The sequence below is a fragment of the Vibrio sp. KUL80 genome (genome assembly GCF_059725495.1).
In genome coordinates this window covers 375514-392467 of record NZ_AP045842.1, presented here as the reverse complement: position 1 = coordinate 392467, position 16954 = coordinate 375514, and the positions used below count along the sequence as shown (strand labels likewise).

General features: G+C 43.1%; 17 protein-coding genes and 2 pseudogenes. 9 read left to right on the top strand and 10 right to left on the bottom strand.

All coding sequences use genetic code 11. The annotated features are described in order from the left end of the window. Positions 1–45: 45 nt before the first annotated feature. Complete coding sequence (locus AC6I8U_RS18410) at positions 46–702, bottom strand: hypothetical protein (protein ID WP_498019210.1); 657 nt, start codon at positions 700–702, stop codon at positions 46–48. A 78-nt stretch (positions 703–780) separates the two neighbouring features. On the opposite strand from AC6I8U_RS18410, the pseudogene AC6I8U_RS18405 reads away from it, so the two are divergent. The 3 genes and pseudogenes from AC6I8U_RS18405 to AC6I8U_RS18395 all read left to right on the top strand — a co-directional run. Then, positions 781–1032 (top strand): annotated as a pseudogene (locus AC6I8U_RS18405) (helix-turn-helix domain-containing protein); the annotation flags it as partial. 58 nt (positions 1033–1090) lie between these two features. Beyond that, entirely contained in the window at positions 1091–2122 is a 1032-nt protein-coding gene (locus tag AC6I8U_RS18400; protein WP_498016718.1) for an IS630 family transposase, read from the top strand. Positions 2123–2128: 6 nt separating this feature from the next. After that, positions 2129–2827 (top strand): annotated as a pseudogene (locus AC6I8U_RS18395) (IS30 family transposase); the annotation flags it as partial. Between the two features lie 459 nt (positions 2828–3286). Here AC6I8U_RS18395 and AC6I8U_RS18390 read toward each other — a convergent pair. Both AC6I8U_RS18390 and AC6I8U_RS18385 read right to left on the bottom strand, forming a co-directional pair. Continuing rightward, a complete protein-coding gene (locus AC6I8U_RS18390; protein WP_498019209.1) occupies positions 3287–3460 on the bottom strand; it encodes an Eag protein in 174 nt (57 codons plus the stop codon). 393 nt (positions 3461–3853) lie between these two features. Beyond that, positions 3854–4261, bottom strand: a complete 408-nt coding sequence (locus AC6I8U_RS18385) for an NUDIX hydrolase (RefSeq protein WP_394153729.1) — start codon at positions 4259–4261, stop codon at positions 3854–3856. Positions 4262–4676: 415 nt separating this feature from the next. Here AC6I8U_RS18385 and AC6I8U_RS18380 point away from each other — a divergent pair, with 415 nt between their 5' ends. Both AC6I8U_RS18380 and AC6I8U_RS18375 read left to right on the top strand, forming a co-directional pair. Then, on the top strand, positions 4677–5099 hold the full coding sequence (locus AC6I8U_RS18380) for a hypothetical protein (RefSeq protein ID WP_498019597.1): 423 nt from the start codon (positions 4677–4679) through the stop codon (positions 5097–5099). A gap of 2 nt (positions 5100–5101) precedes the next feature. Next, positions 5102–6175: a porin gene (locus AC6I8U_RS18375; protein ID WP_498019208.1), complete on the top strand. Its 1074-nt coding sequence runs from the start codon at positions 5102–5104 to the stop codon at positions 6173–6175. 153 nt (positions 6176–6328) lie between these two features. Here AC6I8U_RS18375 and AC6I8U_RS18370 read toward each other — a convergent pair whose 3' ends face one another. The 4 genes from AC6I8U_RS18370 to AC6I8U_RS18355 form a co-directional block, all read right to left on the bottom strand. Further along, positions 6329–6730, bottom strand: a complete 402-nt coding sequence (locus AC6I8U_RS18370; RefSeq protein ID WP_498019207.1) for a globin family protein — start codon at positions 6728–6730, stop codon at positions 6329–6331. A gap of 27 nt (positions 6731–6757) precedes the next feature. Beyond that, on the bottom strand, positions 6758–7039 hold the full coding sequence (locus tag AC6I8U_RS18365; RefSeq protein ID WP_498019206.1) for a hypothetical protein: 282 nt from the start codon (positions 7037–7039) through the stop codon (positions 6758–6760). Between the two features lie 252 nt (positions 7040–7291). Further along, the gene (locus AC6I8U_RS18360; RefSeq protein WP_498019205.1) at positions 7292–8164 is read right to left on the bottom strand and encodes a sigma-70 family RNA polymerase sigma factor; all 873 of its coding nucleotides are present in this window, start codon (positions 8162–8164) and stop codon (positions 7292–7294) included. Between the two features lie 353 nt (positions 8165–8517). Further along, positions 8518–9111 carry a tyrosine-type recombinase/integrase gene (locus tag AC6I8U_RS18355; protein WP_498019204.1) on the bottom strand — a complete coding sequence of 198 codons (594 nt, stop codon included), beginning with the start codon at positions 9109–9111 and terminating at the stop codon, positions 8518–8520. A 658-nt stretch (positions 9112–9769) separates the two neighbouring features. Here AC6I8U_RS18355 and AC6I8U_RS18350 point away from each other — a divergent pair. Continuing rightward, complete coding sequence (locus tag AC6I8U_RS18350) at positions 9770–10591, top strand: phosphate ABC transporter substrate-binding protein (RefSeq protein WP_498019203.1); 822 nt, start codon at positions 9770–9772, stop codon at positions 10589–10591. Positions 10592–11141: 550 nt separating this feature from the next. Here the strand turns inward: AC6I8U_RS18350 and AC6I8U_RS18345 are convergent. Both AC6I8U_RS18345 and AC6I8U_RS18340 read right to left on the bottom strand, forming a co-directional pair. After that, positions 11142–11621: a YehS family protein gene (locus AC6I8U_RS18345; RefSeq protein ID WP_498019202.1), complete on the bottom strand. Its 480-nt coding sequence runs from the start codon at positions 11619–11621 to the stop codon at positions 11142–11144. 292 nt (positions 11622–11913) lie between these two features. Next, positions 11914–12810, bottom strand: a complete 897-nt coding sequence (locus AC6I8U_RS18340; protein WP_498019201.1) for a LysR family transcriptional regulator — start codon at positions 12808–12810, stop codon at positions 11914–11916. A 134-nt stretch (positions 12811–12944) separates the two neighbouring features. On the opposite strand from AC6I8U_RS18340, the gene AC6I8U_RS18335 reads away from it, so the two are divergent. Then, the gene (locus AC6I8U_RS18335; RefSeq protein WP_498019200.1) at positions 12945–13370 is read left to right on the top strand and encodes a PACE efflux transporter; all 426 of its coding nucleotides are present in this window, start codon (positions 12945–12947) and stop codon (positions 13368–13370) included. Positions 13371–13473: 103 nt separating this feature from the next. Here the strand turns inward: AC6I8U_RS18335 and AC6I8U_RS18330 are convergent, their stop codons facing one another. Then, positions 13474–13647: a hypothetical protein gene (locus AC6I8U_RS18330; protein ID WP_498019199.1), complete on the bottom strand. Its 174-nt coding sequence runs from the start codon at positions 13645–13647 to the stop codon at positions 13474–13476. A gap of 368 nt (positions 13648–14015) precedes the next feature. On the opposite strand from AC6I8U_RS18330, the gene AC6I8U_RS18325 reads away from it, so the two are divergent. Both AC6I8U_RS18325 and AC6I8U_RS18320 read left to right on the top strand, forming a co-directional pair. Then, complete coding sequence (locus AC6I8U_RS18325) at positions 14016–14960, top strand: GGDEF domain-containing protein (RefSeq protein ID WP_252015168.1); 945 nt, start codon at positions 14016–14018, stop codon at positions 14958–14960. Between the two features lie 232 nt (positions 14961–15192). Beyond that, on the top strand, positions 15193–16953 hold the full coding sequence (locus tag AC6I8U_RS18320) for an extracellular solute-binding protein (RefSeq protein ID WP_498019596.1): 1761 nt from the start codon (positions 15193–15195) through the stop codon (positions 16951–16953). Position 16954 lies beyond the last annotated feature (1 nt).

Here is a 16954-nt window from a genome sequence, read left to right as displayed (position 1 = left end):
AACTTATCCACTACTTGTCATTTTCTTTCATACGTACCACTCTAGTTAGATTGGAGGGTAAGTGCTGGTATCAAAAATACAATGATTAATTGGGTGAGCATTCTTTTCAACGATGTACTCTATGGTTTCTACTAGAGCTCTGTTGTTTAGATGTACACGCTCATTTCCTGCGTATATCGCTTTGTCTTGGCAGTCTGGAAATCGACTCAAAAGATTACGTTCAACTCTATCATTAGCTTTATAAATCAGATCTCTATATGAGCTCCTATTCAAGCGATGAAGCTCACCAACTCCAGTAATAAACTGGTCAAGAATTCTGTGTAAATCTAAGCCTTTATCTTTATAACAGTTAGCTTCAATAACAGCTTGGAGTCTATCTAGTTTTGCTTCCGATGGTTTGCGTCCCTTAATGAATGTTAGAAGCTTTGTTTGGTCCACACATGAATACAAAACAATCGTTTTTTGGTGAAAGCCATATGTAAAAACTTCCATCAACATAGCTTTATGTTGAACATAGTTTCGCAACTCATCTCCGACAGCATAGCCGTCGTTAGTTTCGAATAGCTTTTGTCTCAGCGCCTTGAAATCTAGGTGGTTTTCATCACGATTGGTTAACTTACCAATAAACGAGGTATCTGTTTTATGCTGGTAGCACTTGTCTAAGTACAGCTTACTCCCGATTTCAGATAATAAGTGCGACATTCATGGGAAGGTGTAGAAGAGGAAGCCAACTGCTGAAAGTGGTACGCTCTTCTCGCCAAAGAAACAAGCAGTACTACCATGAATTATCAGCAGTTGACCGAGGGCAGAAGATACCAGATTTCTGCTCTTTTGGAACGGGGAATTTCAGTTTCTGAAATAGCTAAAACAGTTCAGTGCCACCGCTCAACGGTTTATCGAGAGCTTAAAAGAGGTCGTAAAAGCAACCATTACTGTCCAAGCACGGCACAGATGCTGTCCATTACGAGACGAAGAGCTGCGCTTAAATACCGAATACCAAAGGAGCGTGTTGACTTTATTCGTCTTCTTCTATACCCGTGATCATTGAAGACGCTTGATTTTTCCTGAATAGAGGATCATGCTAGCAACTATGAAAATTACTCTGACCAATGAACAAAAGCAGGAACTAAAAATCCAGCACAGCACAACGCGTGACGGACGAGTTCGTGACCGTATAAAAGCGGTTATTCATGCGAGTAATGGTTGGTGCCCCGAAGAAATTGCAGACGCACTTCTTATTCATGAATCCACTGTTCGACAACATATCAAAGATTACCTAGAGTCGAACAAGCTCAAGCCTGAAAATGGCGGTTCACAAAGCTATCTATCGGCTCGGCAAACCCAAGAGTTGGTTCAGCATCTAACTGAAAATACATACCACCATTCGTCCGAGATTATTGCGTACGTGTTTGAAAGGTTTCAGATTCACTATAGTGTTCCTGGCATGAACAAATGGCTTCATCACAATGGTTTCAGCTACAAGCAGCCGAAAGGCGTTCCACATAAGTTCGATGAGGAAAAACAGCAAGCGTTCATAGAGGCTTATGAAGCACTGAAAGCAAGCTGTGGCGAGGATGAATCGATAGTGTTTATCGATGCCGTTCACCCCACACTGTCAACCAAACTCTCCCATGGTTGGATACGTACAGGTCAAAGTAAAGTTCTGGACACAACAGGTAATCGTAGCCGATTGAACATTGTTGGTGCTCTGAACCTATCAGATATTGGAGCGACCATTGTTAGCGAATACGACAGCATTAACAGTGAAAACATGGTTCGATTTTTCTGCAAACTCAGAGAGAGCTACCCGCTAAATCACAAGCTCCATGTCATCTTAGATGGAGCTGGATATCACCGCAGTGATTTAGTCAGAGATGCGGCATTTGTCCTTAATATTGAACTGCATTATCTCCCACCTTACAGCCCGAATCTTAACCCAATAGAGCGGCTTTGGAAGGTTATGAACGAGAAGTCAAGGAATAACGTTTACTTCAAAAGTAAACGGGATTTCAAGGAAGCCATTACCCAATTCTTTACGGTGACTCTTCCAGAGATTGCAGGCTCGCTGACGTCTCGAATCAATGATAATTTTCAGGTGTTCAAGCCTGCATCTTCAAGTTGATTGGGTATAGAGGCGGATTGGAGTCCAGAGCAGATTTCGAGTGTATTGACGAAAGCTGGCGCAGCAGTCAGCCATGAGTGGATTTATCGTTTTGTTGCTAGCGACAAGCGCTCAGGCGGTAAATTATATCGTCACTTGAGACAAGGCCATAAGCGGTATCGTCGTGGTAAAAAAGAGAAAGCTCCAGCGATTAAGAATGCCGTTTCAATTGATGACAGACCAAGCATTGTTGACAGCAGAGAGCGGTTTGGTGACTGGGAAATTGACACTGTTCTCGGGAAGCATGGCACAGGCGCAATGGTGACTATTTTAGAGCGCAAAACACGGTTTTACTTGGTAAAGAAAGTACCATCTAAGTCAGCCGATGATGTTACCCAGGCCACAATAGATCTACTGATGCCTTACAAGGAGCATGTGCATACTATCACCGCAGATAACGGGCGAGAGTTCGCTGGTCATGAAGCCATCGCGAAAGCGCTCAAGGCAGATGTGTACTTTGCTCACCCCTACAGCTCTTGGGAGCGAGGTGCTAATGAAAATGCGAACGGCCTTCTAAGGCAATATGTGAAGAAAGGAACCGACCTATCGACGGTGACAGACAGTGATATAGAGTTCGCCCTATCGCGGATAAATTATCGACCAAGAAAGTGTCTAGGCTTCAAACAGCCAGCCATAATATTTAACAAAATGGCTTTGGCTGCTTGATATTGGAGAGTGTCGCACTTCGCCGTTGAATTCGGGCTTAAATTTAGTGTGGTTAATAAAAGTCGGTTAGCTCTTAGCTTCCATTCATAGCCCATGTGCTTTGGCATAAGACCCATACCTGAGAACTGAACGCATGCATTATACAAATGAGTTTTATAATCAGTGTAGGATTGAACTACTTGATCATATAGTTCTTCGAATTGATAGATTTTGTACAATGTTTCAAGGCAGTGTTTGTAGTCGGAAAACTCTTCTTCGCTAAGCTCTTCCCTGATTTGTGTTGGGTAACTACTGAAAAAGTAATAGTCCATTAATTTCCATTCTCATTTATAAGTGCTTGGTCCTTCAAGGATTCTTGCACTACATATATCTAATAAATATGTCAAAAAACGTTCAGACGATAGTGATATCCAATCATAACTAAATAGAAATGCAGGGTTATCATGTCGAATGCTTGACTCAATCCTCATTTTCAGGGTGTGCATTTCTAAATGCCTCGACGAACTCATTACGAGTACTGGTATACCCGCAATCAGAGCAGATTAAGTCACCAGTCTGAACACCAAACATTCTCTCTTTACGAATTTCCTCACACCCACACTTTGGGCAAGCTGCATTTTTTGCTCTAGCCATTTCTACTCTCCCGATTGTACTTTATACAGACCTAAAGATACTTTGTTGCATAAGAGGGAGTCAGTCAATCTCTGTACACACAAATGAGGTACTGTACTGCTCCAGCTAACAATGGGGCACTTCTGAGTTACGAAGCGCTAGCTGTGAAGGTTCTGGACAAAAGTCTCTTGTTGATTTCAACCTCTCAGCTGACCAGATATTCGTCATCCTCACGAAAGTGAGGTTCTCCTACAACGTGTAGGTGACTGAAAATATTCGACTAAGTCACGTAATTCAACTTTTCAACGCGCTGAATGAGATCCCCTTTTTCAAGGGGATGACGGTGATTTTTGGTATGGTCTGAAACACCGAAAGGGGCAAATATCTTCCATAGTGAAAGGGGTTTCCCAATAACTAAATTAGTCCTTCTGGATACAATGTTTTTCTTCTACTTGTGAACTCATCGATGTGGACCCAAAGAGCCTTGAACGCAGTATCATTTTCATACCCAGTGAACTCAGTTGCAGAGTAGAAAGAAGAGTCCTGAAACTTTGCTTTAAAAATGAACATAATTTCATGACCTGGGTTACCATTGAATTCAAACAAGTTCTCAACTATTTGGAACTCATCACTGATCGAAATATCAGTGTCAAGTTCTTCGCGAAACTCTCGAACCGCTGCATCTTTCGCCAGTTCGCCAAACTCAATACCACCACCTAGTGGCCTATAGAAGGTTTCATCTTTGATGGGATCGTAGCACTCAGAGACAAAAATATGACTCTTATGCTCAATCATGCAAATTGCGACATTTCTTATGTTCACTTGTTAGCACTCCACTGCATAACTTCATAATCATGGCCTCTGAACTCTATATGCGATTTATCAGGCCATCTTTACTAAACACGTTACAGACATTAGCAAAACTTAGTCAAGCCAGCCCTTGCTCCACATCAATAGAAAACTGGTCTGAAACGAAATGGGGCAGTTATGAGTTGGATAGCGCTAAATGCATTGTGTGATCACAGCCTGAACTAGCCAAACTCGCTCTGGGATTTGATCAGCGTCTCAGTTCACAAACCTACGCACTGAACCCCTACAACATAGTCTTGAACGGAGCGCGGTACCTACTAGTTTATAAAATATATAGAAATGAGAGCCTCAGTAGTGACAGCACATGGACTTTAATCTAGCGTTATTGAGCCAAACCAAGAAACGGACTATCAACAATCTATTTTTGATGGGTGGGCTGTCTGTGCTGTTTGGTCTTTTTTCACAACCAGCTTCTGCAGCTACCAACTACGCTATTTTCTCTCTCAACTCAGAGTTTAAACCACTTAGCCGAAGCAAAGCTCGCATGCTGTATCGTGGAAAAATGAAATCACTACAGGGACAGCGTATCGAACTGGCTGACTGGCCACAGCGCTCCACAGAGCGCGAGCTTTTTTATCAATCCCTACTCGGTAAAGACATTGCACAAATGAATGCTTACTGGGCTAGTTTATCTTTTTCTGGCAAGGCGAGACCGCCAAAGGAAATCTTATCCGCAGAGATGGGCTCGCTCGTGATTTGGCTCCAAGAAAAACCAAATCGAGTGGGTTATGCGCCATTAGAATCACTTCCTTCCGATGCCAATATCCTTTATGTCTTAGCTGTGGAGTAAATATGCCAAGCAAAGTACTGTTAGCACTCGTCGCCATTATCAGCTCACCCGCCCTTGCGGTCGTTGAACTGACTGAGCATCTTTCGTTTAGTGGTTTCGGTTCGACCTCTTGGGCTAAGTCAGACAATGAAACCCCTTTACTCATCAACCGAGCTATTCGCAATGAAAGCTGCTTTGATTGCGACACGACGTTTGGGTTGCAGCTTGACTATTACAACAATGGTTTTAAGGCCTCTCTGCAAGGGGTCAAACGACCTCAAGACAACTGGAGTGAACCTAAGCTCGAATGGGCTTACGTCGGCTACGAGTTTGAGAATCTCGATGTGAGAGCGGGAAGGCAGCGATTACCTCTGTTTTTAGCATCTGAATATTTCTATGTAGGACAAGCCTTTACAACGTCTCGCCCTCCTGCAGAAGTATATAGTGCGTTGCTTGGACTGACCGCTTACAACGGTGCAAGTATTAACTGGCGATATTATGTATCTGATGAGCTTCAACTTTCCTTAACCCCTTTTGTTGGATTCGAAGATGAGGCGGAGGTCACTTACAACCCGAACACGACTCTAGATTTCGATACTCAGAACTTGTGGGGCCTCAACGCTCAACTGACGGGTGACTTTTACCGCTGGAACTTCACTTACCTTGATGCCGTGTATGATGTTACAGCGCGTGTTACTCTCCCAGGTATCCCTCCCCAATTTCAACCAAAGCCTGAGTCGGTTCGGAATACTGTTAAACAGTACTCGGTGGGAACCGTGTATGAGTTCGACGCCTTAAAAACCACGTTCGAGTTTCAAAGGTTGGAAGGAATACGCATGGATTGGTACGGACAAGTTGAGTATCGCCTTGCTCCGTTCACTCCGTACATCGCATACGGGCAATTGTATCAAGACAATGAACGTTCCAATGCCAGTGCTACTGTTGGTGTGAGGTATGATTTGTTAAGTAACCTTTCCATCAATGCTGAGTACCAATATTTTCAAGTGCTCAACAGTGGTTCTGGCTTATTTATCAGCCGTCCGGGCGATGATGATAGTGCTCAGCTTTTTACCGTGATGGCGAGTTTTGCTTTTTAATAATCGTACCAAGCTCTGACGGGTAGGTAGATTCCAACGTTCTGTGATGATACATCAATGGGGAGGGTGTGTGACAAAAACCTGTAGCCCTGAGAGAGCGTCCTCTCACAGAGTGCGATAACGAGTGTCCTTAATAATGATTAAAGGTCGTTGTTACTGGCACGCCTTTTCTTTCATTATCCCGATGCCGACTTCGAGTGTGTCTCGCCACGCTTTCTCTATGACATCATTGTAAAGTGGGTCATATTTTTCAACCGTTGCAAGCAAGCTCTCCACCCACATATCCAGCTCTCCTTCCGAAATGTTCAGGCCCATCTCTTTGTGCTTATCGCCTAATTTTCGGACCGTGTCGCGCACTGAAGCCAATGCCGAGGCATTCTGTATTAGCACCAAAGAAGCTTTCAGCATTCGCGCTTGCTTCTTTGTGTCGACAGCTCCGAATCGCTCTTGAAACCGATGATTGGTCGCGCAAAAGTGGTCTAGGAAGTCAGTTAAGAAATGAACCCCTATACGGCATCGTTGATAGCTATCAAGAAAGATTTCATTGCTGCTCATGTCTGTTCCTTTCTGACGATTAGCCAGCTAGCGGTAGCTCAGGTGACATTTGTCGTTTCGACACGTCACCATATAGAACTCATGCTCACCTTTATGCTCCTTGACCTCAAAATAGATAACCGATTTATTAAGGCCGTCTTTGAAAGCAAAGGCCAGCTCTGCGTCATCGATAGTCAACCCTTCTTCTTCTAAATGCTCTGCCAACGACAGTCGAGCTAACTCAATAATCTTATCGTCCTTAAGAGGGGTGAGTGATGCCTGTGCAAAGGGAACGGCAAACACAAAAATGAGAATCGGTAACAATTTCATACTAACTCCTTTAATTGTATGACTACTCGATTGACAATAGTGGTATTCAATCACTCAGGTGGAGGTCATCGTTACATCTAACTAAAGTTATAAAAAGTCCGCTGTTTTGGTTCATTCCAACGGGATTTGTACTGATTCTTTTAGACGCTTTCCCTTCCATCGGCATTGCCTTTGTTCTCGATATCGCTTTTCTTGATAAGTACTACGACTAGTGTGAATCGTTTTATATCAACCTACAGCGCAAATCTAGATTTAGTGACGTTCGGTCCACCCCATGTAGTCTAATTTTCGTTGAAGTTTCCCAATAGCCTCATTTTGTAGCTGCCTAGCACGTTCCTTCGACACGCCATTCATTTTACCTATCTCATGAAGCGTCAGCACTTCGCGACCGTGCAACCCAAAGCGATGAATGATGATATCGCGGTACTTTTCTGGAAGGAGATTGATGAGTGCATCGATGTTCGCTTGCAAACTCTGATTTTGATGAGAGCGGTCCGGCTCTTCATCTATCTCTGATGGTATCGCTTCAAGGTGAGAAGGGATAGAGATAGAGTCAACCGTTAGCCTAGGCTCAATATAACCACTCATATCGATGAGCTCCCCCACATGTCCCTGTTCTCCATTAACTTGTTTGGAAATCTCGCTAACTGAAGGGGGATGGTGAATTGAAGAGAGCATTTGATTTGTCTCGCGATAAAGTTTGCGCATCTCTTTGATAATATGAACGGGCAATCGAACCGTACGTTCTGTATTCATAATAGCGGACTCAATACTCTCCCTTATCCACCATACTGCGTAGGTGCTAAAGCGAAAGCCCATCTCCGGGTCATACTTGTTTACTGCCTTTATCAGCCCAATATTACCCTCTTCAATCAAGTCAAGAATCGTAAGATGAGTTAAACCTCTCTTGATATAGCTTCGTGCTAACTTTACAACCAACCTTAGGTTTGTCTCAATCATAACATCTCTAGCAGCGAGATCTCCGTTACGAGCTAATGTGGCAAAGTGATATTGCTGCTCAGGCGACAATTGCTCTATGGCGACCACGTCGTTGATATACTTCGCGTGCAAATCAGCATTTGCTTCTTTATCAACACTTGAAACGCTCGCCACTCTAGCCATCATTTTTCTCCTTCGATCAACATTTTGGTTTTAATCGAGCAAGCCGAAACGTACAATCTACCACTTACCCCTTCTAAAGCTAGACAGACTTCGTATATGCCACAAGTTTTAATTAATACTTATTAGGAAATTCGAAGGGAAAATAAACTAAAGTCGTATGATTTGAATGACCATATCTATTGAGTTTAGAGCAAGACGATTGAATGGTAATTTACGCATTATAGTGAGGATATGAAGCACAATTTGACATCTAGGAACATCAACAAGCGTTTACTCACGAATTCGTGTCAGCCTAGCTGAGGGCGGTTTAGCCGTGCCATCCTTGGTTCGGCTTTGTTGAGGGCAGCGCTCTGACATCATGTCTCAACACTTTCTGATAAGTTGAGCGCATCTTCTATCTCTACGCCAAGATAACGAATCGTATTGTCCAACTTAACGTGACCAAGCAACAACTGAACAGCGCGAATGTTTTTTGTCCTTGCATAGATAATGGTAGCTTTAGTGCGACGCATTGAGTGCGTACCATAGAGCGAAGCATCATACCCTAATTCGGATGCCCAACGACGAATGATAGAAGCATAATAACTGTAGCTCATCGGTTTGCCGGGGCGACGGGGGCTAGGAAACAAATAGTCAGTCATTGAAATACCACTTTGAGTCAACCAATGGGTTATGGACTGCGCTGTTCTTGATGAAACTTCGAACTGCACATCACGGTTTGTTTTTCGTTGTCTGTAACGAATGCGCCTATTAATAACTCCTCCGCTAGAGATATCATTTACCCTCATTGTCAGCAGGTCACATGAACGAAGCTTACAGTCGATAGCAAGGTTTAATAATGCCAGCTCCCTGACATTACCTTCTATCTCCAGTCTCGTTCGAATACGCCAAATATCCTCTAACCGGAATGGTTTTTTCTGTCCTGTTGAACCGCTTTTCTTAGACCACATTTTGACCTCCTTTGAATGTGCCTGTGGTGTGAATATGGTTAGAGGAATGGAACCCAAAGTGACTATTGACGATATCTTTTTCGACACTATATTTAGTCACGCACAATAAAAAGATCGGCCTCATTGTAGTGAAGCCGACCAAAAGCAAGAAAAATCTTTAAGGAAGTTTTAAAAACTAAAACCGAAGCGAATGCAGAAAGGCTAGATTCCACATCAACCGGAAGTGTAGTCAAGTACCTAATAAACCGCCATCTTCACCACGAGATTTGTTTATGGTATTTCAACAAATCCATTATCACAGATAGCATTGCCGCTTCCCGCTTGAGGGGAATACCCGTACCATTAGTTTTTCTGGGGAAAATAGTTTTACCTCGTAAACCAATCACAATTGAGCTAAGCCATTATGGGGCAGAACCTTCTCAGAGAAGAAGGCAAACTACGACAAAAAGCATCGAAAAGAGTCATAGTTTCAAACTTTAATGTCCTCCGACAACTGGGCTAGAGAACTGAACTAGCTCGGCGACACACAAAACGTATGATGGGTGACATCATCCTGATCTAAATCAATCATTCTCTCATTTTATTTACATTGACTTAATTCCGTCACACAGTCTCGTTAGTTTACATTTACTTACAAACGTAAACTTATGGAGATTGTATGAGACAAACATTAATCAGAACTATGTTCGCTATTTCAACTATTGCATTTACTAGCGCCTCATTAGCTCAAGATACTATTTCGGCGGTTGGCTCTAGCTCCGTGACTCCTCTTATGGAAACGTTCGGTGAAGTCTACTCCAAAGCACACCCAAACATCTTTATTGAAGTTCAAGGACCTGGATCAAGCGCAGGTGTTAAAGCAGCAAAATCGAATGCCGCTGATTTAGGTATGGCATCTCGTGAGCTTAAAGAATCTGAAAAAGAACCAGAGTTAAAGACTAAAGTTATTGCTCGTGACGGTATTGCGGTTGTCGTAAACCCAAACAACGAAATGACTCAACTAACCTCAAAGCAAATCCAGGACATTTACAAAGGCAAAATAAAAAACTGGAAAGAAGTGGGTGGTGCAGATAAACCTATTGTTGCTATCACGCGAGACACTGCATCAGGCACTCGCGGTGCATTTGAAGACATCATGAGCTTAAAACAAAAGATTAACGGCAAGAAAGTTTCCGCTATTTCACAACATGCTCAAGTAGCGAATGGTAATGGCGCACTAAAAACATCTGTCGCCTCTAATCCATATGCCATTGGTTACATTTCACTAGGAACGGTTGATTCCTCGGTTAAAGCACTATCTGTCGATAGTACAGAGCCAACCGTTAGTAACGTTAAAAATGGCAGCTACAAAGTCGCTCGTCCATTCTTAGTTTTATATAAAGGCCAACCAAACGCCCGTACTAACGACTTCCTTCAATGGATGTCGAGTGAGGAAGCACAGAAAATTGTCGACGACAATGGCTATATTTCCATTCACTAATAGTTAGTTTAATCTCTAGACTCATCAACAAATCATATAAAGAGGCCGTGGCCTCTTTATTTCTTCCCATCCAATTGCAAGTTCCCTTGCTCAAGATCTCATGATATTAGAATACCTAAGTCAAAATATACACAGTTTAAAGTTGTCTCTCGACGATAACTAGCTTGGAACGGAGCAATTTCGTGTTACCAATGGAGTTAGTCGTGACCTTGCTCGCATGACTGAAAGTATGGAAAAACTCTATATACGTGGCCAGTTTTAGTGAATCACTACAAGATGTCTGGAATAGCTTGACCGGAATATAGGCTCTTAACTGGCTTAAGGTTTTAGCTTGGGCTTATCTTGGTAGGATCATAGAGGGCGGTGTGTGTCTTGATTCTAAAAGCCGAGCAGATTTCAGCATGGTTTGATAGGTATCTACTGAAGAAAGCCAAAGAGTAGACATGATTGTGAAGCTCTAATACCGGTCTTTAACATGATAAAAGCGAGTTGCCAAATAAAATGGCTATCGCTTTTTTAGTCAATTATCACGTTCGATTCGAGATAAAAACTACCCAGTAAACTCTTCAGAATCGGGACGATTGGTAAACTGCACACCATTTAAGAAGTCGCACAGCAGTTGGTCTTCACACTGTTTATAGTTTTTGTTGTTTGGCTTGCGGAAATACGCACCAATTTCGTATTTACTTAAACTAATACCAACCACTTCTAGTACGTCCAACACGTCTTCTGCTTTCATGTCTAGCGCAATGCGCAGCTTCATGAAAATCATGTTGTTGGTCAACGAGACTTCTGGCTTAGGTTGCTCGCCTTCTTTTTTTCCTCGCTTGAGGTTAATAAAGCCATTTAAGAATACCGCCAACTCTTGATCCTTCATCTCAACGTAAGATTTGTCGCTTTCATCTTTTAACCAGTTTGCCACTTTATCGTGAGCCACAGTGACTTCAGCCTGCCCGAAAGCTTTCATTATCTGAGCATTTTTAAGGTTTAACGCGTGTTGGATACGACGTAAAATTTCGTTGTTAGTCACTAGGGATTCCTGAAATGAGTTCTAAGGGTGAATAAAAATCCATCAATTACATGCGATTTGTGGGTGTCTTTATTCAATAGCGTAGTTGACGGTGACTCTAACAGAGAACACGTTTCTTCGGTAGGTTAAAAAATGGAAATAAGACGGCCTATTCGAACTAGTTGGCTAAGTGGGTAAGACCCCACTTTCATAGACACTATGCTGATTGGGAGAGGTAGGTCAAATCACGACAAAAACATCGAAAAGTTTCGGACTTTATTGTCAAGTTTCAAGCTTTGATGTCCGCCTGCAGCTACTTCCAGTGGTCGTTAACAAATTGGTGTTTTTGCAATAACCCAATAAGCTCTAAAAGCACTGGACCGTTGGCATGGCGACGGGAGACTAAACAACCTACCGTCGTCACCCAGCCACTTTTCTCGTGCGCAACGGGTAGGGCGATGAGCTTCCCTTCTTGTATAGGTTGTTTAACCAACATCTCAGGTAGGTTTGACCAACCGATTCCCTGCAATACCATGTCTACAAGGTTTTGATGTGTGTTCGCATACCAAACATTGGTGCTGATGCCGTAAGTAAACCAAAGCTCTTCTTTGTCCGAACTACGATGTACGCATTGGCGATACGCTTTGAGGTCAGAATCTTTAACTATGGGCAGTGTTACTAGGGCGTGATCAGGAGCGACAACCGTCAGAAATCTCGCTTGTCCAAGTACGAAGAAATCCATATCCACTCGCAACTCACCGTCGGCATAGACGATGCCTATCTGCGCAACTTCGTCTCGAACCAATTTTTCGACATCAAACGTAGAGGCAGTGATTATCTCGAAGTTAGTAACAGGGTATTGGTTTGCGAGAGGAGCAAGAATGGAGAGCAGAGTTTTACTCATTAAGCTTTCGTCGACGGCAATCACCAGCTCATGCTCATAATCGTTCGCCAAGGAATCCACTTTCTGATCAAAATATTGTTGCTGGTGAAGTATTGAACGGGCTATTGGCAATAATGCTTTGCCGCTGTCAGTCAGTTCAGGCGTATTTTTCTCTCGACTGAATAGGATTTGGTCAATCGCGATTTCTAAGTTTGATACGGCCTGGCTAACGCCTGATTGTGCTCGACCTAGTTTGCGTGCTGCGGCTGAGAAAGAGCCGTATTCGCACACGGCAACAAAGACTTTAAGCTGTTCGAAACTGTACATAGCGATTCCAAATCACAGATTTATGTCAAAGGTATCAGGATGTGTGATGGTTGTTAACTTTCTATCTAATTTTAGCTAGGCATAATCACTGTCAATTCATTATTAAACAAAGAACAGAAAATGAGGAGTTGAAAATGGGAGTGCTTGAAAGAGTCTTTCATTCAGTATTGTTTGAAGTGTTAGCAGTGAGCTTATCTATTGCCGGTTTAGCCATTTTTACTGATCATGATGTCACTCGATTATCAGGAACCATGATTGTCATCGCGACAATGGCGATGTGCTGGAATTATATCTTCAATCTTATCTTCGACTACTTCGTTAAGGGTGAGCGTGTAGAACGAGCCGTGATGGTTCGAGTTGTTCACGTGCTACTGTTTGAAGCGGGACTATTGATAGCAACAGTACCCGTCATGGCGTATATGTTAGGTGTAAACTTATGGCAGGCATTTTTGATGGATATTGGTGTCACCATTTTTGTTACCGTCTACGCATTCTTGTTTAACTTAACGTATGACCATATTCGACTGTGGGTGATCAACAGTAGAAAAGCGTTGGCATGAAGCTGCTTTTTTTGAGAAGTAAGGGGCGGAGTATTTAACTCGCCCCAGACTATCGTCTCTAAATGTAATAATTGATAGGAACAAAAATCATTAGCTCTAAACATTAGCAAGGTGAACTTGCATTGATTGCATATACAATTTTGTCGCTGCCTGCCGCTTTGTACAGACAGACATTCGAACCGCCTTGGCCTGTTGTCGCGCCAGCAGTTTCAAGTCGCTGTGCTGAAGCTGAAAACGCAAAGCCAAAAGTTAAGGCTGCAATAATAAGAGCTTTCATAGCTAAGTCCTTTCGTTGAACTGAATGTGTATGCACTAAACGTGACCTGTATCACACTTTTTGTCAGTAAGACTAGTTCGGTTTTCTCTATTTACAAGCTCGTTATGGCTAGGCTGGCTACGTTTATATAAAGGAAAGTAAATTACGAGGGCGTGTTTTAAACGTACCTATCATAGTAAGTGATGACAATGTCAATAGATTTAGAGGCAGATTCTTACGCAAAGCTGTGATCTTTGTTCAAATCGTGCTCTAGATATCAAAATTTGATTTTGGGCTTGGGGATTGGATAAGAATCACTGCAAAACCAATAAGTAGGGTTTAAACTCTAAGATTATTATATTCAACACGGTGCATTTTAAAGCAACTATATGCTTGATCTGATCTTATCAACACATCAGGGTTCACACGAAGAGCTGCTCGGTTTATCTGAGGTGTTTGACGCTGTGGATGCCTATATATTTATAAAAGATAACGAAGGTCACTATCAGTATGTCAATCGTAAAGTCTTAGACACTTTTGGTGTGACGCTCGATGGAATTAGAGGTAAAACAGACTGGCATTTGTTTAGTTTTCGCACCGCCAAAATGATGCGTTTGAATGATAAGAGCGTTATAGACACTCGCAAACCTACTCAGCAAAAAATTCCTTTCTCCATCGACAATAGTGAGCTCTACCATTTAACGGTGACGTCCCCAATCATTAAAAATAATCAGGTTCTAGGCGTCATTGGTTTTGCCGTAGATGTGTCCAAAGATATGGCTGAACGTCAGGTTCTGCTCGAGGAGGCTAATACTGATGGGCTGACTGGGTGTTTTAACCGTCGCTATATGCACTTAGCGTTAGAAGAAGAACAAAATAAGCACAGAGAGCTCGGAGTGCCGAGTTCGCTACTGATCATTGATGTTGATCGCTTCAAACCTATTAACGACAAGTACGGACATTCTATTGGCGACAGAGTCTTGGTTGATGTGGTCGCTGTCATTGACCAATGTACTCGTGAGCAAGATAAACTGTGTCGATATGGTGGAGATGAGTTTGTCTTGCTGCTACCCGGAAGTAATGTTCATCAAGCTTATGCACTTGCTACGCGTCTGTCGCGCAAAATAGATGCGCTCGAGTTTCAGAGCAGCAGTGGTAAAACCTTTGGTGTGTCATGCTCAATTGGTGTCGCGACTCAAGCGCTCGATGACGGAAGTATTGTGGAGCGTGCCGATAAGGCGCTCTACATGTCTAAAAAAGGGTGCTCTGGTCGTGTTCACATGTATTGTCCTGAAACCCATGTTATACAAGAGTGCAGCCAATGTGGTGATTAAATCATCGGTTAAACATGCATCCAGTAAACTTTAACCCAATTTTGAAACAGCCTCCCCTGTTCACCCTTGAAAACCCCGTCAAATACAGCTATTTATAACAGTATAAGCAAGATGAAACTGATCTAGGAAAGGACGCTCTCAAACGCCCTTTCTTTATTTTTAGGGGAAAGGGATGACGTTAAAACGAAACGCGCTTTTAGCGATAGGGGTGGGGCTGTTTGCCTCAGGTGTGATGGCAGCAAATGTGGTTGAGACCACTTCGCTAACCGGGTTTGGTACGGCTAAATACCCGCAAGACTTCCAGCACTTTGATTATGTAAACCCAGAAGCACCCAAATACGGCAAAGTGACTTTTGGACAAATGGGCACCTTTGACAACTTCAATCGCTATGCCTCTCGTGGCCAACCTGCTGCTGCAACTGGCGAGCTCTATGATCCCCTGATGCTCCCTTCCTCTGACGAAATTGACTCTTATTATCCATTGATTGCCGAGAAAGTTCGTTATGCCGACGACTACAGTTGGCTTGAGCTCGACATCAACCCTAACGCGCGTTTTAGTGATGGAGTCCCTATCACAGCGAAAGACGTCGAGTTTACTTTCGATAAGTTCATGAAAGAAGGGGTACCTCAGTTCAGGGCGTACTATAAAGATGTGAAAAGCGTTAAGGCGACGTCGAAGCTAACTGTGCGCATCGAAATGTCTGTTCCTAATAAAGAAAAACTGTTTGGATTGGCTCAGGGCACTCGAGTGTTACCAGAGCATTTTTGGAAAGATAAGAACTTCGCAGAGCCTTTGAATGAGCCTCCAGTAGGAAGCGGCGCTTATAAAGTCGTAGATTACAAGATGGGTCAGTCGCTGACTTATGCCTTGGATGAGAACTACTGGGCAAAAGATCTACCAGTTAATGTCGGCCGCAACAACTTTAAGACCATCCAGTATGACTATTACCGTGATGACACCGTAATGCTCGAGGCATTTAAAGCCGGTGAGTTCGATTTAAGACAAGAAAACAGCGCGAAGTTCTGGGCAAGCTCATACACAGGTGCCAATTTTGATCGTGGTTTTATCAAGAAAGAAGAGATTGAACACCACAAGCCAATGGCTACTCAAGGCTTCGTATTCAATATTGAACGACCTGTGTTTAGCGATCCAAAAGTGCGTGAAGCGCTGAGCTATGCGATGGACTTTGAGTGGATGAACCGAAACATGTTCTACGACCAATACACGCGTACCCGAAGCTATTTCCAAAACTCAGATTATGAAGCAAAAGGACTTCCTTCTGCGGCCGAGCTTGAAGTGCTGAATAAGTATAAAGGGAAGATACCTGAGCGTGTATTCACTGATGAGTACAACCCACCGGTTACCGATGGTACAGGTCGTATTCGCCCACAAATGCGCAAAGCATTCGCTCTATTAAAAGAAGCGGGTTGGGAGCTTAAAAACAAGGTGATGACTAATGTAGAAACAGGTCAGCCTCTGAGTTTCGAGCTCTTGATCTACAGTCCCACGACTGAGCGAATTGCTATTCCTGTCCAAAAAAACATGCGTGCGATGGGGATCGACATGCGTATTCGCACCGTGGATACAACACAGTACCTCAAACGCTGGCGTGACCGCGATTACGACATGATTTCTTCTAGTTATTCAGCACAGCGTTATCCTAGCTCAAACCTAAAGATTGTATGGAACTCGAATTTTATCGATTCAACATACAACCAAGCAGGGGTAAAAGACCCTGTTATCGACGAGCTCACCGACTTAATTGCAGACAGCCAGGATGATCCAGAAAGATTATTGGTCCTAGGTCGGTCATTAGATAGAGTGCTTCAGTGGAACTATTTCGTTATCCCTCAGTGGCATATCAAAAAATATCGTGTGGCAACATGGGATAAATTCGAGCGCCCAGATGTCTTACCTACTTATGACTTAGGTATTGATACGTGGTGGGTGTCAGAAGAAAAGGCACAGAAGCTACCTGCAAAACGTCGATAAG